Source organism: Raineyella antarctica (genome assembly GCF_900092135.1).
Classification (GTDB): Bacteria; Actinomycetota; Actinomycetes; order Propionibacteriales; family Propionibacteriaceae; genus Raineyella; species Raineyella antarctica.
The window spans coordinates 351,056-372,610 of record NZ_FMYF01000001.1; the positions used below are offsets into that span (position 1 = coordinate 351,056).

Annotated in this window: 19 protein-coding genes; 14 read left to right on the top strand and 5 right to left on the bottom strand. The window is 69.9% G+C overall.

The genetic code is table 11. The annotated features are described in order from the left end of the window. Nucleotides 1-29: 29 nt before the first annotated feature. The 8 genes from GA0111570_RS01575 to GA0111570_RS01610 all read left to right on the top strand — a co-directional run bounded on the left by GA0111570_RS01575 (nucleotide 30) and on the right by GA0111570_RS01610 (nucleotide 10,359). Nucleotides 30-1,406, top strand: a complete 1,377-nt coding sequence (locus GA0111570_RS01575; protein ID WP_092605658.1) for an MFS transporter — start codon at nucleotides 30-32, stop codon at nucleotides 1,404-1,406. Nucleotides 1,407-1,678: 272 nt separating this feature from the next. Then, nucleotides 1,679-3,313 (top strand): peptide ABC transporter substrate-binding protein, encoded by a 1,635-nt coding sequence (locus tag GA0111570_RS01580; protein WP_092605660.1) that lies wholly within the window; start codon nucleotides 1,679-1,681, stop codon nucleotides 3,311-3,313. Between the two features lie 186 nt (nucleotides 3,314-3,499). Continuing rightward, on the top strand, nucleotides 3,500-4,423 hold the full coding sequence (locus GA0111570_RS01585; protein WP_092605662.1) for an ABC transporter permease: 924 nt from the start codon (nucleotides 3,500-3,502) through the stop codon (nucleotides 4,421-4,423). Next, entirely contained in the window at nucleotides 4,416-5,432 is a 1,017-nt protein-coding gene (locus tag GA0111570_RS01590) for an ABC transporter permease (RefSeq protein ID WP_092605664.1), read from the top strand. The genes GA0111570_RS01585 and GA0111570_RS01590 overlap by 8 nt, the downstream gene beginning before the upstream one ends. A gap of 86 nt (nucleotides 5,433-5,518) precedes the next feature. Further along, nucleotides 5,519-6,538 (top strand): ABC transporter ATP-binding protein, encoded by a 1,020-nt coding sequence (locus GA0111570_RS01595; RefSeq protein WP_092606011.1) that lies wholly within the window; start codon nucleotides 5,519-5,521, stop codon nucleotides 6,536-6,538. Further along, on the top strand, nucleotides 6,535-7,557 hold the full coding sequence (locus GA0111570_RS01600; RefSeq protein ID WP_092605666.1) for an ABC transporter ATP-binding protein: 1,023 nt from the start codon (nucleotides 6,535-6,537) through the stop codon (nucleotides 7,555-7,557). The genes GA0111570_RS01595 and GA0111570_RS01600 overlap by 4 nt, the downstream gene beginning before the upstream one ends. Before the next feature lie 13 nt (nucleotides 7,558-7,570). Then, complete coding sequence (mshB, locus tag GA0111570_RS01605) at nucleotides 7,571-8,500, top strand: N-acetyl-1-D-myo-inositol-2-amino-2-deoxy-alpha-D-glucopyranoside deacetylase (RefSeq protein ID WP_245702971.1); 930 nt, start codon at nucleotides 7,571-7,573, stop codon at nucleotides 8,498-8,500. Between the two features lie 134 nt (nucleotides 8,501-8,634). Continuing rightward, nucleotides 8,635-10,359, top strand: a complete 1,725-nt coding sequence (locus GA0111570_RS01610; RefSeq protein WP_092605668.1) for a VanW family protein — start codon at nucleotides 8,635-8,637, stop codon at nucleotides 10,357-10,359. Here the strand turns inward: GA0111570_RS01610 and GA0111570_RS01615 are convergent. Then, complete coding sequence (locus GA0111570_RS01615; protein WP_139283113.1) at nucleotides 10,346-11,002, bottom strand: hypothetical protein; 657 nt, start codon at nucleotides 11,000-11,002, stop codon at nucleotides 10,346-10,348. The genes GA0111570_RS01610 and GA0111570_RS01615 overlap by 14 nt on opposite strands. Nucleotides 11,003-11,132: 130 nt before the next feature. Between GA0111570_RS01615 and fdxA the strand changes: the two genes are divergently transcribed. Next, nucleotides 11,133-11,456, top strand: coding sequence for a ferredoxin (fdxA, locus tag GA0111570_RS01620; RefSeq protein WP_092605672.1), 324 nt, complete (start codon nucleotides 11,133-11,135; stop codon nucleotides 11,454-11,456). A 158-nt stretch (nucleotides 11,457-11,614) separates the two neighbouring features. After that, nucleotides 11,615-12,778, top strand: coding sequence for a succinyldiaminopimelate transaminase (gene dapC / locus GA0111570_RS01625; RefSeq protein WP_092605674.1), 1,164 nt, complete (start codon nucleotides 11,615-11,617; stop codon nucleotides 12,776-12,778). 55 nt (nucleotides 12,779-12,833) lie between these two features. Here the strand turns inward: dapC and GA0111570_RS18320 are convergent, their stop codons facing one another. The 3 genes from GA0111570_RS18320 to GA0111570_RS01640 form a co-directional block, all read right to left on the bottom strand. After that, entirely contained in the window at nucleotides 12,834-13,745 is a 912-nt protein-coding gene (locus tag GA0111570_RS18320) for a hypothetical protein (protein WP_139283114.1), read from the bottom strand. Continuing rightward, nucleotides 13,745-14,677 (bottom strand): 2,3,4,5-tetrahydropyridine-2,6-dicarboxylate N-succinyltransferase, encoded by a 933-nt coding sequence (dapD, locus tag GA0111570_RS01635; protein ID WP_092605678.1) that lies wholly within the window; start codon nucleotides 14,675-14,677, stop codon nucleotides 13,745-13,747. Before dapD ends, GA0111570_RS18320 begins: the two co-directional genes overlap by 1 nt. A 102-nt stretch (nucleotides 14,678-14,779) precedes the next feature. Beyond that, the gene (locus tag GA0111570_RS01640) at nucleotides 14,780-16,279 is read right to left on the bottom strand and encodes an MFS transporter (RefSeq protein WP_245702972.1); all 1,500 of its coding nucleotides are present in this window, start codon (nucleotides 16,277-16,279) and stop codon (nucleotides 14,780-14,782) included. 71 nt (nucleotides 16,280-16,350) lie between these two features. Between GA0111570_RS01640 and dapE the strand changes: the two genes are divergently transcribed. The 3 genes from dapE to GA0111570_RS01660 all read left to right on the top strand — a co-directional run bounded on the left by dapE (nucleotide 16,351) and on the right by GA0111570_RS01660 (nucleotide 18,642). Then, nucleotides 16,351-17,421 carry a succinyl-diaminopimelate desuccinylase gene (dapE, locus tag GA0111570_RS01645; protein WP_092605680.1) on the top strand — a complete coding sequence of 357 codons (1,071 nt, stop codon included), beginning with the start codon at nucleotides 16,351-16,353 and terminating at the stop codon, nucleotides 17,419-17,421. Between the two features lie 36 nt (nucleotides 17,422-17,457). Then, the gene (locus tag GA0111570_RS01650; protein ID WP_092605682.1) at nucleotides 17,458-18,231 is read left to right on the top strand and encodes an LOG family protein; all 774 of its coding nucleotides are present in this window, start codon (nucleotides 17,458-17,460) and stop codon (nucleotides 18,229-18,231) included. Nucleotides 18,232-18,474: 243 nt separating this feature from the next. Then, complete coding sequence (locus GA0111570_RS01660) at nucleotides 18,475-18,642, top strand: DUF3117 domain-containing protein (protein WP_092605686.1); 168 nt, start codon at nucleotides 18,475-18,477, stop codon at nucleotides 18,640-18,642. 145 nt (nucleotides 18,643-18,787) lie between these two features. Here GA0111570_RS01660 and glgA read toward each other — a convergent pair whose 3' ends face one another. After that, nucleotides 18,788-19,999, bottom strand: coding sequence for a glycogen synthase (gene glgA, locus GA0111570_RS01665; RefSeq protein ID WP_092606017.1), 1,212 nt, complete (start codon nucleotides 19,997-19,999; stop codon nucleotides 18,788-18,790). Nucleotides 20,000-20,113: 114 nt separating this feature from the next. On the opposite strand from glgA, the gene glgC reads away from it, so the two are divergent. After that, a complete protein-coding gene (glgC, locus tag GA0111570_RS01670) occupies nucleotides 20,114-21,340 on the top strand; it encodes a glucose-1-phosphate adenylyltransferase (protein ID WP_092605688.1) in 1,227 nt (408 codons plus the stop codon). Nucleotides 21,341-21,555: the final 215 nt, after the last annotated feature.

The following is a 21,555-nucleotide window of genomic DNA, read 5'->3' on the forward strand; positions in this document are numbered from 1 at the left end:
GCCACACCGCACCGTGGGACACTCCTGCCATGACACCTGCACAGGAGGCCGGAGCGGTGGACCAGGGGAGCACGCGCACGGCGCGGCTGGACCGGCTCCCGTACACCAGGCAACACCACAAGCTGCTGATCGGGTCGGGGATCGGCTGGGCCCTGGATGCGATGGACGTCGGACTGATCTCGTTCGTGATGGCCGCCCTGGCCGTCGAGTGGCACCTGGGCCGGTCCACCCTGTCGTTGATCGCCTCGATCGGGTTCGTTGGCATGGCCATCGGCGCCAGCCTCGGTGGTCTCCTCGCCGACAGGTACGGACGGCGCCAGGTCTTCGCCATGACGCTGCTGGTCTACGGCCTGGCCACCGGTGCGGCCGCGCTCTCCTGGTCGGTCGCGGCCCTGCTCGTCTTCCGCTTCGTCGTCGGGCTGGGCCTCGGAGCCGAGCTTCCGGTCGCCTCCACCCTGGTCAGCGAGTTCGCCCCGACCCGCATCCGCGGCCGGATGGTGGTCTTCCTGGAGGCCTTCTGGGCGCTCGGCTGGATCCTCGCCGCGCTGATCGGCTACTTCATCATCCCCTCCTTCGCGAGCGGATGGCGCTGGGCCCTCGCCGTCGGCATCCTTCCCACGCTGTACGCGCTGGTGGTCCGCTTCGGCCTGCCGGAGTCGGTCCGCTTCCTGGAGGCGAAGGGCCGGGACGCCGAGGCGGAGGCCTCCGTACGGGCGTTCGAGACCTCACCGCCGGTGCTCCGCGGGGTCAAGGTGCCGCGCTTCCAGCCGACCGGCAGCGACGACATCGAGGCCGCCACGATCTGGTCCCGACCCCTGGCCCGCCGCACCGCCGCCCTCTGGGTGGTCTGGTTCGGCATCAACCTGTCCTACTACGGTGCCTTCACCTGGCTGCCGACGCTGCTGATCGAGCAAGGCTTCACGCTGCCCCGGTCGTTCGGCTACACGCTGCTGATCACCGTGGCCCAGATCCCCGGCTACCTCGCCGCGGCCTGGCTGATCGAGGTCTGGGGCCGGCGGGTCACCCTCGCGGTGTTCCTGGCCGGCTCAGCGCTGGCCGCCGTCACCTTCGGCCTGGTCGCCACCGGCGAGGGCGCGCTGGTGGTCTGGCAGGTCCTCGCCGCAGGCATGGCCCTGTCCTTCTTCAACCTCGGCGCCTGGGGCGCGCTGTACGCGATCGGCCCCGAGCTCTACCCGACCCGTTTGCGGGGGACCGGAACCGGGGCGGCCGCGGCCTTCGGCCGGATCGCCTCGATCATCGCGCCGCTGCTGGTACCGGTCCTGCTCGGCTGGGGCGGGCAGGCGTACGGCTTCGTCGTCACGTTCTCGGTGTTCGGGGCGGCGTTCCTGATCGCCGCGGCGGCCGCCTTCCTGCTGCCCGAACAGCGCGGCCGGCTCATTGACTAGGCCCGATCGTCCAGTGGTCTCGGATAACGAAAAGGTCTCGATGCGGACCTGTATCCTTCCGCTGGCCTACTCGGTGCGGATAGCGTCCACCAACAGCACGTAGAGCCGCTACGGTCTACTACGTACGACGTACAACTCGCGTGCTGTTCGGTGGGACGTGAGCCACGTCCTGCCGGCTGCAGGCGGGCCCCGGGCCGGCTGTGCAGCCAGAACCGGCCACCGGTCGGTCAGGGCCCCGGCGATGTCGTCCGGGCCGGACTAGGAGGAAACAGATGCGACGAAGCGTTCGAGTGGCCGCGATGGCAGCGGTCGCCACCCTGTCCCTGGTGGCGAGTGCGTGTAGCGGCGGAGGAGGATCCGCCTCCAACAGCGGTACGGCGGGGACCGGCGGCGAGATCACCGTCCGGGGCTGTACGCCGCAGGAGGCACTGCTGCCCGCCAACACCACCGAGTCCTGCGGCAACATGGTCCTTTCCACCATCTCGTCCCAGCTCGTGCACTACAACGTCGACACCGCGGCGCCCGAGATGGACCTCGCCCAGTCGATCGACACGACGGACAACCAGAACTTCACCATCAAGCTGAAGCAGGACCGTACGTTCCACGACGGGACCCCGGTCAAGGCGAAGAACTTCGTCGATGCCTGGAACTATGCCGCCTACGCGCCCAATGGTCAGCAGGGCAGCTCCTTCTACGAGCCGGTCGAGGGTTTCGCTGACCTGCAGTGCCCCAGCACGGACAAGAAGTGCGCGACCAGCAAGCCGAAGACCGACAAGCTGGCCGGTCTGAAGGTCGTCGACGACTACACCTTCACCGTCAAGACCACCACCCCGGTCTCGAACCTGCCGGTCCGTCTGGGGTACAGCGCCTTCGCCCCGTTGCCTGATTCCTTCTTCAAGGACCCGAAGGCCTACGAGAAGAACCCGATCGGCGCCGGGCCGTACAAGTTCGTCTCCCAGGACACGCAGAACATCGTGGTGCAGAAGGACCCGTCCTACAAGGGACAGTGGGCCGGCCATACGGACAAGATCACCTACCGGATCTACCAGTCCGTCGACGCGGCGTACGCCGATGTCGTTGCCAACAACCTGGACGCCACCGACATCGTCCCCACCAACATGCTGGTGAACGACCAGTGGAAGAGCGACGCCCCTGACCGCAACCTCACGGCGAAGGAGGGTGTCATCCAGTTGCTGGCCTTCTCCCCGGTCGACCAGAAGCTGCAGAACCCGACGCTGCGCAAGGCCATCTCGATGGCGATCAACCGCGAGGAGATCACCAAGCAGGTCTTCATGGGCACCCGTGCCCCGTCCGATTCCTGGGTCGCCCCGAGCGTCGACGGCTACAAGGCCGGCGCCTGCGGTGACACCTGCACCTACAACCCGGACATGGCCAAGCAGCTCTTCCAGCAGGCCGGCGGCTACTCGGGCACGCTGACGCTTGCGGTGAACGGCGACGGCGGCCACAAGCCGTGGGCCGACGCCACCTGCAACTCCATCAAGAACACCCTGGGCGTCAACTGCCAGGTGATCGTCACCCCGGACTTCAAGACCCTGCTCGACCAGATGAAGAACCGCGAGCTCCAGGGCATGTTCCGCTACGGCTGGCAGATGGACTACCCGTCGATCGAGGACTTCCTCACCCCGATCTACCAGACCGGTGCCTCGTCGAACTACTTCAACTACTCCAGCAAGGAGTTCGACAACCTCCTCGTCCAGGGCAACGAGGCGAAGACCCCCGCAGAGGCGAACGCCAAGTACCAGGAGGCCGAGAAGATCCTCGCCAAGGACCTGCCGGTCCTGCCGCTGTGGTCCACCACCCTGCCGCTGATCTGGTCGACCAACGTCACCAACGTCAAGGCGACGGCGTTCGGCGTGATCGACTACGCGGCCATCCAGAAGAAGTGAGCCGGGTCCACTGGACCTGTACGGCCTGAGTTCCGGCCCGTCGGGGAGGAATCCCCGTCGGGCCGGACCATGTCCGGCTCCCGAGTAGCGACCCGGGAGCCGGTGGGGCACCGTCCCAGCCGCACGGCGTACGCTGCGCAGTTGTACTGATACGTAGGTGGTCGCGGCAGATCGAGAGGAGCAGACATGGTGACATACATCATCCGCCGGTTGCTGCAGATGATCCCGGTCCTGATCGGGTCGACGTTCCTGATCTTCGTGATGGTGTTCGCGCTCCCGGGCGACCCAGTCTCGGGGCGCTGCGGCGAACGGGCCTGTCCGGAGGCGTACGTCCAGAAATTCACCCAGGAGTACCACCTGGACAAGCCGGTGGTCGTGCAGTACGCGTACTACGTGGGCAAGCTCGCGCAGGGTGACCTCGGCACCAACTTCTACGGCAATTCGGTGCGCAAGGAGCTTGCCGCCCGCTACCCCACCACGGCGAAGCTGGCGGTGATCGCGATCGTCTTCGAGGTCCTGGTGGGCATCGTGGCCGGCGTCGTGGCCGGCATGCGAAAAGGCCGCTGGCCGGACACCCTGGTCACCCTCACCAGCCTGCTGATCATCTCCATCCCGGTGTTCGTGCTGGGTTCGCTGGCCCAGCTCGTCTTCGGCATCAAGCTGGCCTGGTTCCCGGTCACCTCGACCGCCGGGACGTGGTCACAGCTGCTGCTCCCGGGCCTGGTCCTGGGGTCGGTGTCCGTCGCCTACGTCGCGCGCCTGACCCGGACCAACCTGGTCGAGAACCTGCGCTCCGACTACGTCCGTACCGCCAAGGCCAAGGGTCTGGGCAAGGGGCGCGCGATCGGTATCCACACCCTGCGGAACTCGCTGATCCCTGTGGTCACCTACATCGGGTACGACTTCGGCGCCCTGCTGGGCGGTGCGATCGTGACCGAGCGCATCTTCAACATCAACGGCATCGGCAGTTTCATCTTCCGGTCCATCACCGCGCGTGACGGCGTGTCGGTGGTGGGGGCCGTGGTCTCCCTGGTGTTCGTCTACCTCATCATGAACCTGCTCGTCGACCTGTTGTACGGCGTGCTCGACCCGAGGATCAGCCATGACTGACCGACAGGACATCGCCGCGGCCCAGGCGGAGCGTGACCGCCGATCGGCCTTCGCGCCCGCCGCGCCAGAGGCCGTGGTCGAGGACGCGGCCGTTCCGCTCTTCACCCCCGATCCGGACCAGGGCCCGGCCCGCTCACTCTGGTCCGACGCCTGGCTCGAGATGCGCCGGCGGCCCTTGTTCTGGTTCTCGGCCGGGCTGATCGTGCTCGTCGTCCTGATGGCGATCGTGCCGCAACTGTTCACCTTCCTCAGCCCGCAGCCCGACCCCAACTACGCCGACCTGTCGAAGGCGCGAATCGCGCCTGGGCCGGGCGCCTGGTTCGGTTTCGACGGTCAGGGCTACGACGTGTACTCCCGGACGATCTACGGCGCCCGCTCCTCGATCCTGGTCGGTCTGGGCGCCACTCTCGTCACCACCATGATCGGTGGCGTGATCGGTATCTTCGCCGGCTACTTCGGCGGGTGGTGGGACACCATCCTGTCCCGGGTCGGCGACGTCTTCTTCGCTATCCCGCTGCTGCTCGGCGGCATCCTTGCCCTGTACACCTTCCCCAACAAGCTCGACACCCCGTACCTCGTGATGGTCGGCAAGGTCGTCCTCGCCCTCGGCATCCTCGGATGGCCGAGCATCGCCAGGTTGATGCGGTCCTCGGTGCTGCAGGTCAAGCCGCACGACTTCGTCCAGGCCGCCCGCGCGCTCGGGGCAGGGCCCGGCCGGATCGTACGGTCGCACATCCTGCCCAATGCCGTCGCGCCGGTGATTGCGGTCTCGACCATCAACCTCGGCGTCTACATCGCCACCGAGGCGACCCTGTCCTTCCTCGGCATCGGCCTGCAGCCGCCGGCCATCTCCTGGGGCGTGGCGATCTCGGACGCCTCCGGCATCGGGTTGGTTCGGTCAACCCCGCACATGCTGCTGTTCCCCTCGCTCTTCCTGTCCATCACCGTCCTGGCATTCATCATGCTCGGCGAGGTCGTCCGGGACGCCCTCGACCCGAAGTTGCGCTGAGAAAGGAGTGACCCGTGACCACCACGCCACCCTCCGGCGTACGAACGACGCGGCCGACCCGCCGCGAGCCGGGCGCCCGCACCTGGATCCCCACCGACGGCCTGCTGCTCGACGTCGAGGACCTGCATGTCGAGTTCCGCACCCGTGACGGTCTCGCCCGCGCCATCAACGGCGTGAGCTTCGAGCTGCGCCAGGACGAGACGCTGGCGATCCTCGGCGAGTCCGGTTCGGGGAAGTCGGTGACGGCCCAGGCCATCATGGGCATCCTCGACACCCCTCCGGCGTTCGTCACGGCGGGGGCGGTCCGCTACTGCGGGACCGATTTGATCGGCCTCGACGAGAAGGTGATGCGCAGCGTCCGCGGTGACGAGATCGCGATGATCTTCCAGGACGCGCTCAGCTCGCTCAACCCGGTGTTCAGCGTCGGCTGGCAGATTGCCGAGATGTTCCGGGTGCATCGCGGCATGAACCGCCGCGACGCCGAGGCCGAGGCGATCCGGTTGATGGAGCGGGTACGGATCCCCGGGGCCCGCGAACGCGTGCACAACTACCCCCACCAGTTCTCCGGCGGCATGCGCCAGCGGATCATGATCGCCATGGCGATCGCCCTGGACCCGAAGGTGCTGATCGCCGACGAGCCCACGACTGCCCTGGACGTGACCGTGCAGGCCCAGATCATGGACCTGCTGAAGGAGCTGCAGGCGGACTCGCACATGGGCCTGATCCTGATCACCCACGACCTGGGGGTGGTCGCCGACGTCGCCGACCGGATCGGCGTGATGTACGCCGGTCGCCTCGTGGAGAAGGCCGACGTCTTCGACCTGTACGCGGATCCGGCCCACCCGTACACCCTCGGACTGCTGGAGTCGATCCCGCGGCTGGACCAGCAGGGTGAGCGGCTGAACGCGATCGGTGGCCTGCCGCCGAACCTGACCCGGATCCCGGCCGGCTGCCCGTTCCACCCCCGCTGCCGCTTCGCCACCGATATCTGCCGTGCGGGAGATCCGCCGCCGCTGCTGGAGGTCGCGCCCGGACGCCGGGTCGCCTGCCACCACTACGACCAGCTCCTGGGCCAGCACCTGCTGGAGACCGAGAGGGAACGATGAGCGCCGAACCCATCCTGAGGGCCGAGGGCCTGAAGAAGTACTACCCGATCCGCAAGGGCGTCACCCGCCGCCACGTCGGTGACGTCAAGGCGGTCGACGGGGTGGACTTCGAGCTGTACCCCGGGGAGACGCTCGGGGTGGTGGGGGAGTCCGGGTGCGGCAAGTCGACCCTCGGGCGGCTGCTCGTCCAGCTGGAGGCCCCCACGGAGGGCAAGGTCTGGTTCAAGGGCCAGGACATGTTCGCGCTGCCGACCGGGGAGCTGCGGCGCGCTCGCCGCGACATCCAGATCATCTTCCAGGATCCCTACACCTCGCTGAACCCGCGCATGACGGTCGGGGACATCGTCGGTGAACCGCTCGACATCCACCCCGAGGTGGTGCCGAAGGGCGGCCGCCGCAAGCGGGTGCAGGAGCTGCTCGACCTCGTCGGTCTCAACCCCGAGCACATCAACCGCTATCCCCACCAGTTCTCCGGCGGCCAGCGCCAGCGCATCGGCATCGCCCGGGGACTGGCGCTGAACCCCAAGGTGATGGTCTGCGACGAACCGGTCTCGGCGCTCGACGTGTCGGTCCAGGCCCAGGTCGTGAACCTGCTGCAGGACCTGCAGAACGAACTCGGCCTGGCGTACGTGTTCATCGCCCACGACCTGTCGGTGGTGCGCCACATCTCCGACCGGGTGGCGGTGATGTACCTGGGGAAGATCGTCGAGATCGGCGACGAGCACCAGATCTACGAGCGGTCCACGCACCCGTACACCCAGTCGTTGCTGTCGGCCGTGCCGGTGCCCGATCCGTCGGCGCGCGCGTCGAAGCACCAGATCATGCTGACCGGTGACGTGCCCTCCCCGGCGAACCCCCCGAGCGGCTGCCGGTTCCACACCCGCTGCCCGCTGGTACAGGCCCACCCGGACTTCATGCCCCGCTGCAGCACCGAGGAGCCTCCGCTGGACCCTCGTCCCGACGGCGGGTCCGAGCACCTGAGCGCCTGCCACTTCGCCCGGCTCCTCGAGAGGTACTGACTAGGCTGGCGTCGTGATCGAACAGACCTCCGCCGCCCGCCGGCTCCTCCTCGTCCACGCCCATCCCGATGACGAGACGCTGAGCAACGGCGTCACCATGGCGAAGTACGTCGCCGAGGGGGCCGCGGTCACCCTGGTCACCTGCACGCTCGGCGAGGAGGGCGAGATCGTCGTCGACGACCTCGCCCACCTCTCCAGTGACGGCGAGGACGTCCTCGGGGAGCACCGCCTGCGCGAGCTCGCCGAGGCGATGGCCGCCCTGGGGGTGACCGACCACGTCCGTCTCGGCGGCGACCACCGCTTCCGCGACTCCGGGATGTCCTGGGCGCCCGACGGCACCGCGACGGTCGCCGACGCCACCCGGGACGACTCCTTCCACGCCGCCGACCTGCTGGTCGCGGCCAACGAGTTGGTCCGGGTGATCCGGGACCGCCGTCCCCAGGTGCTGGTCACGTACGACGAGTTCGGCGGCTACGGCCACCCGGACCATGTCCAGGCGCACCGGGTGGCGACGTACGCCACGGCCCTGGCCGCCGTCCCGAGCCACCGCCCCGACCTCGGACCGGCCTGGCAGGTGCAGCGGACGCTGTGGACGGCGATGAGCCGCTCCCAGGTCGCCGAGGTCAGCGGACTCCTGGCCGACAAGGGGCTCCCCGAGGTGCTGGACGGCATGCCGACCGAGCCGGACTCACCCCTGTTCGCCGGGGACGAGGCGATCGCTGTCGAGGTCCGCGCCCCCGAGTACGTCGGCGCCAAGATGGCGGCGTTGCGCGCCCATCGCAGCCAGATCCGCACCGACCAGGGGTTCATGACCCTGCCCGAGGACATTGCCGGGCACTTCTGGGCGCGTGAGCACTACCGCTTCGCCGGCGGCGTCCCGCTTCCCGGCGAAGGATGGGCGACCGACGTGTTCGCCGGCCTCGACCCGGACCAGCAGGGGTAGTCACCGGGAAGCTGCGCCCGGCGGTGTCGGTGGTGTGCCCTGCGAGACGGTGGGCCTTCCCGAGGCGGTGGATCCGGCCGGAGCCGCCTAGGATGTGAAGAGTCTGTGCCCGTACCTGAGAGGACCCGTCGCCCATGAGTGTCGATCCCACCATGTCGACCCGACGCAAGCGGATCGCCGCCGCCGTGACCGGCGGCGTCGTCGTCCTCGCCGGCGCGACCTACGTGGCCGGCTACGCCGCTGCCGGGGAGAACGTGCCCCGGCGGGTCACGGTCGCCGGCGTGGACGTGGGCGGAATGGGCCGGGAGGAGGCCATCCGTACCCTCGAGGCGCAGCTGGGCCCGCGCGCGAAGGAGCCGGTGAAGCTCACCATCGGGGACGACCTGGAGGTGCCGGTCGTGCCGGCCGATGCCGGCGTGTCCGTCGATGCTGCGGCGACCGTCGACGCCACCGGTGCCGGCCGCAGCTGGAGCCCGGCGCACATCTGGCGGGTCCTGGTCGGCGGCGGCGAGACAGCCCCCGTCCTGGCCATCGACCGGACGGCGATGGACCGCACCTCGACCCAGGTCGCCGAGCAGGGCAAGCGCGACGCACGCAACGCCGCCGTGGCGTACGACGACAAGGCGAAGACGCAGATCGAGCCGGCGGTGAACGCCCGCGCGGTGGAGCCCGCGGCAGTCGAGGCGGCCCTGGTCGGCGCCTTCCTGCGGACCGACACCGCAGCGGTGCAGGCGAAGGAGACCGAGCCCGAGGTCACCAGCGCCGAGGCCGAGAAGTTCCGCACCGACTGGGCGGACCCGGCCGTCTCCGGTCCGATCCGGGTGAGCGCCGGCGACGCCGGCAGCTTCGAGGTGACCCCGGCGATGATCGCGAAGGCCACCACGTTCTCGGTCAAGGACGGCCAACTCGTCGGCAAGGTCGACCCCAAGCGGCTCGCGCAGGCCGCCAAGCCCGCGATCGGCCGCCTCAAGGGGGTCAAGGAGGGACAGGACGCCACCTGGCAGCTCGGTGGGGGCAAGCCTTCCATCGTGCCGTCCAAGGACGGGACCAGCGTGTCCCGTGATGACCTGTACAAGGCCGTCCAGCCGGTGCTCACCGCCAAGGGGGAGGCGCGCAAGGCCAGTGTGGCCGTGACGACGGTGCCCGCCGAGTTCACCACCGAGGACGCAAAGAAGGCCGACGTCGCCGGCGTGATCGGGCAGTTCACCACCAACTTCCCGCACGCGGACTACCGCAACACGAACCTCGGCCTGGTCGCCAGCAAGATCAACGGCTACGTCCTCCTGCCGGGGGAGACCTTCTCCATGAACGACGTGGTGGGCCAGCGCAACGCCGCCAGCGGCTTCGCCGACGGCTGGGTGATCCAGGGCGACACGCTGGTGAAGGAGGTCGGCGGCGGCGTCTCCCAGGGTGCGACCACGATCTTCAACGCGGCGTTCCTGGCCGGCCTGGAGGACGTCGAGCACCACCCGCACTCGCTCTACTTCGAGCGCTACCCGGCCGGGCGCGAGGCCACCGTCTACTACGGCTCGCTGGACCTGCGGTTCCGCAACGACACCGACCACGCCGTGGTGATCGAGGCCAACCGTGCCGCCTCCTCGCCGGGCAAGGACGGCGCGCTCACGGTCAAGCTGTGGGGCGACTCGCCGTACGACCGGATCGACTCCCCGACTCCGACGAAGTCCAACTTCACCACCGGCACCACCCGGACCGAGACGGGGCCGAAGTGCACCCCGCAGTCGCCCAGCCAAGGGTTCACCGCCTCCTACTACCGCGCCTTCATCAAGGGCGGGTCCGAGGTCAAGCGGCAGAACTACAGCTGGAAGTACGACCCGGCCGACAAGATCATCTGCAACTGACCGCGGTCAGTCCCGCGAGGGCCGACCGGGCGCCCCTGACCTGCAGGTTGCGGGCGTCCCGGTAGGCCGCCCAGCGGGCGAGGGCATGGACGACGTCGAGTTCGGCGTCCGACTCCGAGGAGTGCCCGGCCCCCGCATCGGGGACCGACGAGGCGGCGGTCCGCCCCTGCTGGGCAGTGGTGAGCCGGATCGTCGCCCACTCTCCGACCACCAGGGCCCGGCCCTGCACGCCGGCCAGGTCCCGGGCCGCGATGGAGTCGCCCAGGTCGTACGCCTCCGGGGGCTGGTCGGGGACGTCCGGCCCCAGCAGGTCCGCCAGCCGGGCCACCAGGCATTCCTCGTCCCGTACGGACGGGTGGGCGTCCGGCGCGTCGTCCTCGGGTGCGGCCAGCCGGCCGTCCGCAGCCATCCGGTCGAGCAGGGCCCGGTCGGCGGTGAGCGGATTGCGGCCGCGCGGCACCTGGGGGACGGCCCGCCAGGACTCCAGCGTCTGCCAGGCCAGCAGACGTGGGGCCAGCGTGCGGTCCAGCATCGACAGGCCCTCCGGGTCCACCGACCGCACGTAGCCGATCAGCTCCCGGGGCCCGGAATCGTCGCGGTAGCGCAGGGCGATCCGTCTGCCCGGCGGTGGTAGTTCAGTCACCGACACTGCCCCTCTCGAGTTTTCCCCTCGGGAGATACTAATGTCACTACTACGGCTCGGACCCTCCGGCCGAGCCACCAGGATCTGGCCGCCTCCTCCTGCGGGGGAGCGCCGAGTTGAGGAGCCCATTGTGACGTACATCATCGCGCAGCCGTGCGTGGACGTGAAGGACCGCGCCTGTGTCGACGAGTGCCCTGTCGATTGCATCTACGAGGGCGATCGCATGCTGTACATCCACCCCGAGGAGTGCGTGGACTGCGGCGCCTGCGAGCCGGTCTGCCCGGTCGAGGCCATCTTCTACGAGGACGACGTCCCGCAGGAGTGGGCCGAGTACTACGACGCCAACGTCCACTTCTTCGACGCGCTCGGGATGCCCGGCGGTGCCGCCAAGCTCGGCCCGCAGAAGATGGACCACCCGCTGATCGCGGCCCTGCCCCCGCAGAACCAGGCCTGACCCGTCCGTGCCGGGTGCGCGCCGCTGCCGGCGGTGGCTCGCACCCGGCACGTCCGGCCGGGCAGCCGTGCCCGGCCCTCCCGGACCGTCGGCCGCAGGCCGCCACCCCTCGACGTCGTACGTACGACGTCGTCCCGACACGAGTAGGACCCACAGTCGTGACCTCTGACCCGACCTCCGCCAGCGCGCCCGTACGACAGGGGCGGCCGCCCCGGCGTCGCGTCGCCGATCGACTGCCGGACTTCCCCTGGGACACGATCGCCGGGGCGAAGGCCACCGCGGCGGCCCACCCCGGAGGGATCTGTGACCTCTCGGTCGGCACCCCCGTCGACCCCACCCCCGACCTGGCCCGCCGGGCGCTGCTCGCCGCCGCCGACGCCCACGGCTACCCGACCACTGTCGGGACCGCGGAGCTGCGCGACGCCATGGTGGCGTACATGGCGGGACGATGGGGGGCCGTCGGACTGGACCGGGACGGCGTCCTGCCCGTGATCGGCACCAAGGAGCTGGTGGCCTGGCTGCCCACCCAGCTGGGTCTGGGCTCCGAGGACACCATCGTGGTGCCGGCCACCGCCTACCCGACCTACGAGGTCGGTGCCCGGATCGTCGGTGCCCGTGTCGTCGCCGCCACCGACCTGGCTTCGCTCCGGGCCGAGCTCGGTGACGTCCGGCCGTCGCTGGTCTGGATCAACTCCCCCTCCAACCCCACCGGTGAGATCCTCGATGCCGCGACAACGAAGGCCTGGGTCGACTGGGCCCGCGAGGTCGGCGCGGTGCTCGCCTCGGACGAGTGCTACGGAGAGTTCGGCTGGGACGCCGAGCCGTGGTCGGTGCTCCACCCCGATATCTGCGGGGAGGACCACCGCGGGCTGCTGTCCTGCATGTCGCTGTCGAAGCGCTCCAACCTCGCCGGCTACCGCGCAGGCTTCGTCGCCGGCGACCCGGAGCTGGTGGCCGAGCTGCTCGAGCTGCGCAAGCACGGCGGCATGATGATGCCCGGACCGGTCCAGGCCGCCATGGCGGCGCTGCTGGTCGACCAGGAGCACGTGGAGGAGCAGCGGCAGCGCTACCTCGCGCGCCGCGCGGTGCTCCGCCCGGCGTTGGAGGCTGCCGGGTTCCGGATCGACCACTCCGAGGGCTCGTTGTACCTGTGGGCCACCCGGGACGAGGACTCCCGTACGACCCTGGACCGGCTCGCCGAGCGGGGCATCCTGGCCGCCCCGGGCGACTTCTACGGTGCCGCCGGCGCTCGACACGTACGGATCGCGCTGACCGCCACGGACGAGCGGATCGCCGAGGCCGCGCGCCGGCTCACCGCCTGACGATCGTGCCGCCCGACGACCGCGGCACCTGAACCGCGGCACCTTCCGCGCCCCCTCAGGAGGCGCGGAAGGTGATCGTCACGGTGCGGCTGTCACCGCCGGCGGACGTGACGGTCGTCCAGTCCGGCAGGATGCGCGGCTTCCAGGTCCAGCTGCGGTCGGCCACCCGGATGCTGCTCACGCCGGTCTCGCCCGCGTTGACGACGGCATGGTGACCGATCGCCCAGGCCTGTTCGACCGAGGCGCCGGTGGCGGTGAGCTTGGTGCCGTCGGCGCTCACCTGGGCCTTCACCCCGAGGGACTGCCGCAGCGAGGTGGCCATGCCGTGCGCATCGGCCGCGGCCGGGGTGGTGTAGCCGCAGGTGACGCCACCGGGGGAGTGGCCGGCCAGCACGCTGGCCACCACCCGGGCGTTCGGCTCGTGCTTGCGGTAGGCCTCGGGGTGGCCGGAGCGCTGGACGGCCTGGGCGACGGTGTTGATGTCCCCGGTCTCCCAGCCGTCCACCTTCACCAGGGCGTCGTAGAAGGCGTCGGTGGAGTAGTACGGGTCGCGGATCTGGGCAGCGGTTCCCCAGCCCTGCGAGGGGCGCTGCTGGAAGAGGCCCAGCGAGTCGCGGTCACCGTAGTCCAGGTTGCGTACGCCTGATTCCTGGTAGGCGGTCGCCATCGCGATCGAGCCCGCGCGGGCCGGCAGCCCACGGTTGACCGCCCGGCCGACGATGATGCCGGCGTAGTGCGCCTGCCCCAGGTCGAGCACCGTCGAGTTGTTCGCGGCGACGAAGCGGCAACGGGACTCGAACGGGGTGGGGCTGATGAACTCGTTCTTGCGTAGCCACACCACGGCGCCGACGACCGTCGCCAGCACCAGGACGAAGGCGGTTGCAGCCGCGATCCCGCACCCCGCGGCCCGACGGGACCGGGGACGGGGACGGGGGGTGGCGGGAACCGAGCTGCGTGGAGGTCTCATCAGTTGGCGTGCAGGGCGGCGTTCAGCTCGACGGTGCGGCCGGCCCGGGACTTCACCTGGACCGCGCCGGTCAGCGAGTTCCGGATGAACAGCAGGCCGTCCTGGCCGGACAGGTCGGAGGCCCTCGCGGTGCTGCCGTCGGGCAGTTCGACCTTGGTGCCGGCGGTCACGTACAGGCCGGCCTCCACCACGCAGTTGTCGCCCAGCGAGATCCCGATGCCGGAGTTGGCCCCGAGCAGGCAGCCCTCGCCGATCGAGACGCGCTCCTTGCCGCCGCCCGACAGGGTGCCCATGATCGAGGCCCCGCCGCCGATGTCGGAACCGTCGCCGACCACGACGCCCTGCGAGATCCGGCCCTCGACCATGGAGTGGCCCAGCGTGCCGGCGTTGAAGTTCACGAAGCCCTCGTGCATGACGGTGGTGCCGCTGGCCAGGTGGGCGCCGAGCCGGGCCCGGTCCGCGTCGGCGAGGCGTACGCCGGCCGGGAGGACGTAGTCGACCATCCGCGGGAACTTGTCCACGCTCAGCACGGTGAGGTGGCCGAGCTTCGCGCGCAGGCGGGCCCGGGTCTCCTCGAAGTCGTCCAGGGAGCAGGGACCGGCGGAGGTCCACGCGACGTTCGGCAGGACGGCGAAGATGCCGTCCAGGTTGATCGAGTTCGGCGCGACCAGGCAGTGGCTGAGCAGGTGCAGGCGCAGGTAGGCGTCCGAGGTGTCCTGCGGCGCGGCGTCCAGGTCGATGCTGACCTGGACCGCCTCGGTACGGACCCGGCGTGCCTCGTCGGTGGTGACGCCGCTGCTGACGGCCGCCGGGGCGGGCGAACCGTCGGGGTCGCCCAGGGCAGGAGCGGGGAACCAGGTGTCGAGCACCTGACCGGACTCGTGGACGGTGGCCAGACCCCAACCGTGGGCCGTGCGTGCGCTGTCAGTCATGGGTCCGACTCTACCGAGTCGGGCCAGCACGACCCTGCCGTGTTCGTGGCCGTACGACCCCCGGCCGGGCCGAGGCTCGTACCGATGCCACGGTGCGAGGGGTCAGTGCCGCACGCCCCGGGCCCGGGCCGAGCGCAGGTCGGCGAGGGCCACCAGGGCACTGACGACGAGGACGGCGCTGATCAGCAGGTAGGCGTCGCGCAGGGCGGTGAACGCCCCGGTCGAGGCGAACGCGGCGAAGAAGATCGAGGTGATCACCGCACTGCCGATGGCGGTACCCATCCGCTGGGCGGTCGACATGACACCACCGGCGGTGCCGCCGACGGCCGTCGGGACGTCCTCCAGGGTGAGGGTCTGGTTGGCCGAGCCGAGCGCGCCCTGGCCGAGACCGGCCACCGCCCACGGCAGCGCCAGCCACCACCAGCTGATGCCGCTGCCGACGACCAGCGAGGCGACCAGGATCGCGCCCAGGCAGGCGATGATGATCGTGACGATCGAAGCCACCACGATCACCCGGCCCCGGCTCAGGGTGTGCCGCCCGGACCAGGCGGCCGCGCCGGCACTGACGATGGCGTTCGGCAGGGTGACCAGCCCGGCTGCGAAGGCACTCGCGCCGAGGCCCTGCTGCACGAACAGGGCCGCGATCACGAAGATGGAGGTGGAGCCGACGAAGAACGTGCCGGTGACTGCCGATCCGTAGCTGAAGGAGTGGTAGGAGAACAGCGCCAGGTCGACCATCGGTTCGTGGCCGCGGGCCTTGTACCGCTTCTCCCACGCGATCCAGGCCACGATCAGGCCCAGTCCGACCGGCACCAGCAGCCACCACCACGGGGAGCCGTGCGCCGTGAACGGGAACATCACGCACAGCACCGCCGCGGCCATCATCACTGAACCGACCGGGTCGAGGTCCAGGTGCGAGCGCTGCAGCCGGCTGGTGTCGCCGTGGGCGCGGGCGGCCCGGATCTCCCGGGACCGGCGGAAACGGCGACGCTCGCGGCCGAACGGCAGCCAGATCAGTGCCAGCACGACGCCGGCCAGGCCGATCGGGACGTTGACCAGGAACGAGGCGCGCCATCCGGACTGCGGACCCAGCCAGGCGATCATCGAGCCGGCCAGCAGCGGGCCGACGGCCACCGACACCGAGATCACCATGCCGAGCAGGGCGAAGGCCTTGGCGCGACCACGACCGCTGAAGAACTGCTGGATCATCCCCATCACCTGGGGGTTGTAGAGGCCGGCGCCGATGCCCTGGACGAACCGGGCGGCGTTCAGCGTCGCCGGGTCGGGGGCCAGCCCGCAGGCCAGGGAGGCGAGCGTGAACAGGGCCAGCCCCATCACGAAGAACATCCCACGGCCCAGCGAGTCGCCGATCCGGCCTGCCGGGATCAGGGTGATGCCGAAGGTCAGGGCGTAGCCCGACAGGATCCACTGGACGTCCGAGGCGGTCGCGCCGAGGCCCTGCTCGACCGACGGGAGGGCAACGTTGATCGACGAGATCGCCATCAGGGCCATCGCGATCGGCACCATCAGCACGAACAGGATCTTGTACCGGTGGAAGGTGCGGTCGACTCCCTCGACCCGGATCACGTTGCGGTCAGTCACCACCTGATTCAACCCCCTGCACCCGCAGGCGCCCAATCGTGGCGTGAAATTGTCTCGAGTAGGGTGCAGCCATGAGTCTGGACCTGCGCAGCGACGTCATCGACCTGCTCGCCGCGATCGTGGACATCGAGTCCGTCAGCGGCGGCGAGCAGCGGCTCGCCGACGAGGTGGAGGCCGCCCTGCGCGCCTGTGACCACCTGGAGGTCGTCCGGCTGGGCAACAACGTGGCCGCCCGCACCCGCACCGGGCGGGCCGAACGGGTGATCGTGGCCGGGCACCTGGACACCGTGCCGCTTGCGGACAACCTGCCCTCGGTGATCCGTACGGTCGACGGCGAGGAGCGGATGTACGGCCGGGGCACCTGCGACATGAAGGCCGGCGTCGCGGTCGCCCTGTCCCTGGCGGCCGAGCTCGAGGCGCCGTCCCGGGACGTGACCTGGATCTTCTACGACAACGAGGAGGTCGAGGCCTCCAAGAACGGGCTGAACACGGTCGAGCGGGAGCGCCCCGACCTGATGGAGGGGGACTTCGCAGTGCTCGGGGAGCCGTCGAACGCACGGGTCGAGGGCGGCTGCCAGGGCACGATGCGCTTCTCCATCACCGTCACCGGGGTGGCCGCGCACGCCGCCCGCGCCTGGCGCGGGGTGAACGCCATCCACGAGGCGGCCGACGTCCTGGACCGGCTCGGCATGTACGTGCCCCGCAAGGTCGTCGTCGACGGGCTGGAGTACATCGAGGGGCTCAATGCGGTCCGTATCTCCGGCGGGGTCGCCGGCAACGTCATTCCGGATGCCTGCACGATCGAGGTCAACTTCCGCTTCGCGCCGGACCGTACGCAGGCCCAGGCCGAGCGGTACGTCCGTGACTACTTCGAGGGCTACGACCTGGTGCTGGTCGACTCGGCCCCAGCGGCCAGGCCAGGCCTCGACCGACCGCTGGCGCAGGACTTCCTGCGTGCCGTCGGGACCGACCCGGCACCCAAGTACGGCTGGACGGACGTGGCGCGGTTCTCCGCCCGCGGTGTACCGGCGGTGAACTTCGGCCCCGGTGACCCGCTGAAGGCCCACCAGGACGACGAGTACTGCTCGCTGGAGTCGGTCCGTACGGTGCGCTCGGCGCTGGCCTCCTGGCTGACCGCGTGAGCCTGCGGGCCTGATCGGCCCGGGTACAGTGACCGCGTGAGCGATCCTCGTGCACGACGCCGCCGGCAGGGTCCGGTTGTCCGCGGACAGGGGCTCCTCCAGCCCACCACGACCGACCAGCGCCTGCTCAGCGGGCGCGGCGACACCGACTGGGTGCACGCCGACCCCTGGCGGGTGATGCGGATCCAGTCCGAGTTCGTCGAGGGCTTCGGGACCCTGGCCGAGCTGGGACCGGCGGTCAGCGTCTTCGGGTCGGCCCGGACCCGGCCCGACAGTCCTCACTACCGGGCCGGGGTGGAGGTGGGGCGCCGGCTGGCCGAGGCCGGTTTCGGGGTCATCACCGGCGGTGGCCCGGGTGCGATGGAGGCGGTCAACCGCGGCGCGGCGGAGGCCGGGGGCGTCTCGGTCGGGCTGGGGATCGAGCTGCCGTACGAGAGCAACTTCAACGAGTACGTCAACCTGGGGATCTACTTCCGCTACTTCTTCGTCCGCAAGGTGATGTTCCTGAAGTACGCCTCGGGGGTGGTCGCCCTGCCCGGTGGCGTCGGCACGATGGACGAGCTGTTCGAGGCCGTCACGCTGGTGCAGACCGGCAAGCTGACCGCCGTCCCGATCGTCATGTACGGCGTGGACTTCTGGGCCGGCGTACGCAACTGGATGGGGGCCACCATGGTGTCGGAGGGGTACGTCCGGCCCGAGGACCTCGAGCTGGTGCACGCCACCGACGACGTGGAGGAGATCGTGGAGCTGATGTGCGCCGCGCACCCGAGCGTGGTCGCGGCCTCCCGAGGGGCGGGGGGCTCCCGGTGATGCCGTGGTTGCTCGTCGGCCTGGCAGGTTTGGTGCTGGTGCTGGCGGCGCTGGCCGCCGTGGGCCGGCTGGGGGAGATGCCGGAGCCCCCGGTGGAGGACCAGTGGATCGGACCGGTGTCGAGCCCGCAGGCCGGGACCGGAGAGTGGCACGACACACCCCGGGACGCCCCGCCTCCAGCTTCTTTGCCCGATGCGGGATAATGGGCGTGGTTTGTACGATCACACGAGGTGAGGATGCACGATGGCAGCAATGAAGCCCCGGACCGGCGACGGCCCCATGGAAGTCACCAAGGAAGGCCGCGGGATCGTCATGCGAGTGCCGCTGGAGGGTGGTGGCCGACTGGTGGTCGAGATGAATGCCGCCGAGGCCACGGAACTGGCCGGTGCGCTGTCCTCGGTCGTCGGCTGAGCGATCACACCGGGCGGCACCGCATCCGCTGACCCGACGTTGGACGTGCTGAAGGGGCCCCGGAATCCCGGGGCCCCTTGCCGTGCCTGTTGCTTGCCGTGCCTGCGCCCGGACGTGACCTGCGCCCGGGCCGGACGGCCGTCAGCTAGTGGACGGCCTTCAGCTCCGGGTGGGCGGCGTAGTAGTCGATCGCCTTGCGGTAGACCTCGACGGTCTCCTGGGCGATCTTCTCCCAGGAGAAGACGTCGATGGCGCGGCGGCGGCCGGCCTTGCCCATCTCCTCGGCCCGGGCGGGGTCGCGGACCAGCTCGTTGAGCTTGGCGGCGAACTCGGTCTCGAAGTTCTTCACGTACTCCGGGTCATCGGCCCTGGCCGGGTCGTACGCCACCAGCAGGCCCGTCTCGCCGTCGTTGACGACCTCCGGGATGCCACCCACGGCGCTGGCCACCACCGCAGTCTCCGAGGCCATCGCCTCGAGGTTCACGATGCCGAGCGGCTCGTAGATCGACGGGCAGGCGAACACCGTGGCGTGCGCCAGCACCTGCCGTACGCTCGGGCGCGGCAGCATCTCCTGCACCCACGTGACGCCGCCACCGCGTGCCTCCTTCAGGTGGGCGAAGGCCGCGTTGAACTCCGCGGCGATCTCCGGCGTGTCGGGGGCACCGGCGAGCAGTAGCAGCTGGGTGTCCGGATCGAGCTGCTCGGCGGCGCGGACCAGGTGCACCAGGCCCTTCTGCCGGGTGATCCGGCCGACGAAGGCGACGTAGGGCCGGGACAGGTCCACGCCCAGCGATTCGATCACGTCGGTGTTCGGGTCGGGGTTGAACTCCTCGGGGTCGATGCCGTTCAGCACCACGTGGACCTTCTCCGGGTCCAGCTCGGGGTAGGCGGCGAGGATCGACTTGCGCATGCCGTTGGAGACCGCGATCACCGCGGAGGCGCCGTTGTAGGCGGTGCGCTCGGCCCAGGACGACAGGTTGTAGCCGCCGCCGAGCTGCTCCTTCTTCCAGGGCCGGTCGGGCTCCAGCGAGTGGGCGGACACGACGTGCGGGATCTCGCGGAAGATGCCGCCCAGGTGGCCGGCGAGGTTGGCGTACCAGGTGTGGGAGTGCACCAGGTCGAGGCCCTCGGGGAGGGCGTCGACCATCGACAGGTCGGCGCCGAACACCCGCAGGGCGGCGTTGGCACCCTCGGGATATTTCTCGGCGTGCGCGGTGGCGCCCTCGCGGGGCTCTCCCATGCACTGCACGTCGACGTCGATCAGCTTTCGCAGCTGGGGAACCAGCTGTTGGACGTGCACGCCGGCGCCGCCGTAGATGGTCGGTGGGTACTCCCTGGTCAGGACCGAAACACTCAGGCTCATGGAGTGATGGTTCCACACCTCGGACCGTTGGGTGACGGCGGCGTGAGGAAACTGAAAAGACTTGGCAAACCGCTTTACTGGGGCGGTGGCGGGCCATAAGTTCAAGGCATGACGTCCCGCCCCAAGGTTCTGTCCATCGTCCTCGCCGGGGGTGAGGGCAAGCGGCTGATGCCCTTGACCCTCGACCGGGCCAAGCCCGCGGTGCCGTTCGGTGGCACCATGCGCCTGATCGACTTCGTGTTGTCCAACATGGTCAACTCGGGTCTGCTCCAGGTCGCCGTGCTGACCCAGTACAAGTCCCACTCCCTCGACCGCCACATCACGCTCACCTGGCGGATGTCGAACCTCATCGGCAATTACGTCACGCCGGTGCCCGCCCAGCAGCGGCTCGGTCCGCACTGGTACCAGGGCAGCGCGGACGCGATCTACCAGTCGATGAACCTGATCCGCGACGCCAATCCGGACTATGTCGTCGTCTTCGGCGCCGACAACATCTACCGGATGGACATCGACCAGATGCTGAAGGCCCACATCGACTCCGGTCTCGGGCTGACCGTCGCCGGTATCCGCGTTCCCCGGGCCGAGGCCAGCGCGTTCGGCATCATCGACGCCGCGGGGGACGCCAAGATCCGCCAGTTCCTCGAGAAGCCGGCCGACCCGCCCGGACTGCCCGACAGCCCGGACGAGTCCTTCGCCTCCATGGGCAACTACATCTTCAACAAGGACGCCCTGGTCGCGGCCCTCGAGGCGGATGCCGCCGACGAGAACGCCCGCCACGACATGGGTGGTGACATCGTCCCGATGTTCGTGGAGAAGGGCGACGCCCAGGTCTACGACTTCACCCAGAACGAGGTACCCGGCGCGACCGAGGAGGACCGCAACTACTGGCGTGACGTGGGCACCATCGACGCCTTCTTCGACGCGCACATGGACCTGGTCGCGGTGAAGCCGAACTTCAACCTCTACAACGACGAGTGGCCGATCTTCACCTACCAGCGCCAGCTGCCGGGGGCGAAGTTCACCCTTCGTGGCACGGCGGAGGACTCCATCGTCTCGACCGGCAGCATCATCTCCGGTGGTGACGTGGACTCCTCGGTGCTGTCCCCGCAGGTACGGGTGGAGAAGTGGTCGAAGGTCGAGCAGTCGATCCTGATGGACAACGCCCAGATCGGCCGCAACGCCGTCGTCCGCCGGGCGATCCTCGACAAGAACGTGATCGTCGAGCGCGGTGCCGAGGTCGGTGTCGACCACGAGGCCGACCGGGCGCGAGGTCTCACCGTGTCCTCCGGTGGCATCACCGTGGTCCCGAAGGACTTCGTGGTCAAGGCCATCTGATCCCGGTTCGCCGGGCTCGACGTCAGGGAGGGCCCCACCCGTCGCGGGTGGGGCCCTCGTCATGCCTGCGGTGTCGTGGCCTGCGGTGTCGTGGCCTGCGGTGTCGTGGCCTGCGGTGTCGTGGCCTGCGGTGTCGTGGCCTGCGGTGTCGTGGCCGTGGCATCCTGTCCGGCGACCGGCGTCCGGCGCTCGAGCGGGGCGGTGCAGCCGGTGAG

Excerpts from the sequence above, each read along its gene's own strand:
- GA0111570_RS01575 (WP_092605658.1), top strand. The coding sequence starts at position 30 with ATGACACCTGCACAGGAGGCCGGAGCGGTGGACCAGGGGAGCACGCGC.
- GA0111570_RS01580 (WP_092605660.1), top strand. The coding sequence starts at position 1,679 with ATGCGACGAAGCGTTCGAGTGGCCGCGATGGCAGCGGTCGCCACCCTG.
- GA0111570_RS01585 (WP_092605662.1), top strand. The coding sequence starts at position 3,500 with ATGGTGACATACATCATCCGCCGGTTGCTGCAGATGATCCCGGTCCTG.
- GA0111570_RS01590 (WP_092605664.1), top strand. The coding sequence starts at position 4,416 with ATGACTGACCGACAGGACATCGCCGCGGCCCAGGCGGAGCGTGACCGC.
- GA0111570_RS01600 (WP_092605666.1), top strand. The coding sequence starts at position 6,535 with ATGAGCGCCGAACCCATCCTGAGGGCCGAGGGCCTGAAGAAGTACTAC.
- GA0111570_RS01610 (WP_092605668.1), top strand. The coding sequence starts at position 8,635 with ATGAGTGTCGATCCCACCATGTCGACCCGACGCAAGCGGATCGCCGCC.
- GA0111570_RS18320 (WP_139283114.1), bottom strand. The coding sequence starts at position 13,745 with ATGAGACCTCCACGCAGCTCGGTTCCCGCCACCCCCCGTCCCCGTCCC.
- dapD (WP_092605678.1), bottom strand. The coding sequence starts at position 14,677 with ATGACTGACAGCGCACGCACGGCCCACGGTTGGGGTCTGGCCACCGTC.
- dapE (WP_092605680.1), top strand. The coding sequence starts at position 16,351 with ATGAGTCTGGACCTGCGCAGCGACGTCATCGACCTGCTCGCCGCGATC.
- GA0111570_RS01660 (WP_092605686.1), top strand. The coding sequence starts at position 18,475 with ATGGCAGCAATGAAGCCCCGGACCGGCGACGGCCCCATGGAAGTCACC.
- glgC (WP_092605688.1), top strand. The coding sequence starts at position 20,114 with ATGACGTCCCGCCCCAAGGTTCTGTCCATCGTCCTCGCCGGGGGTGAG.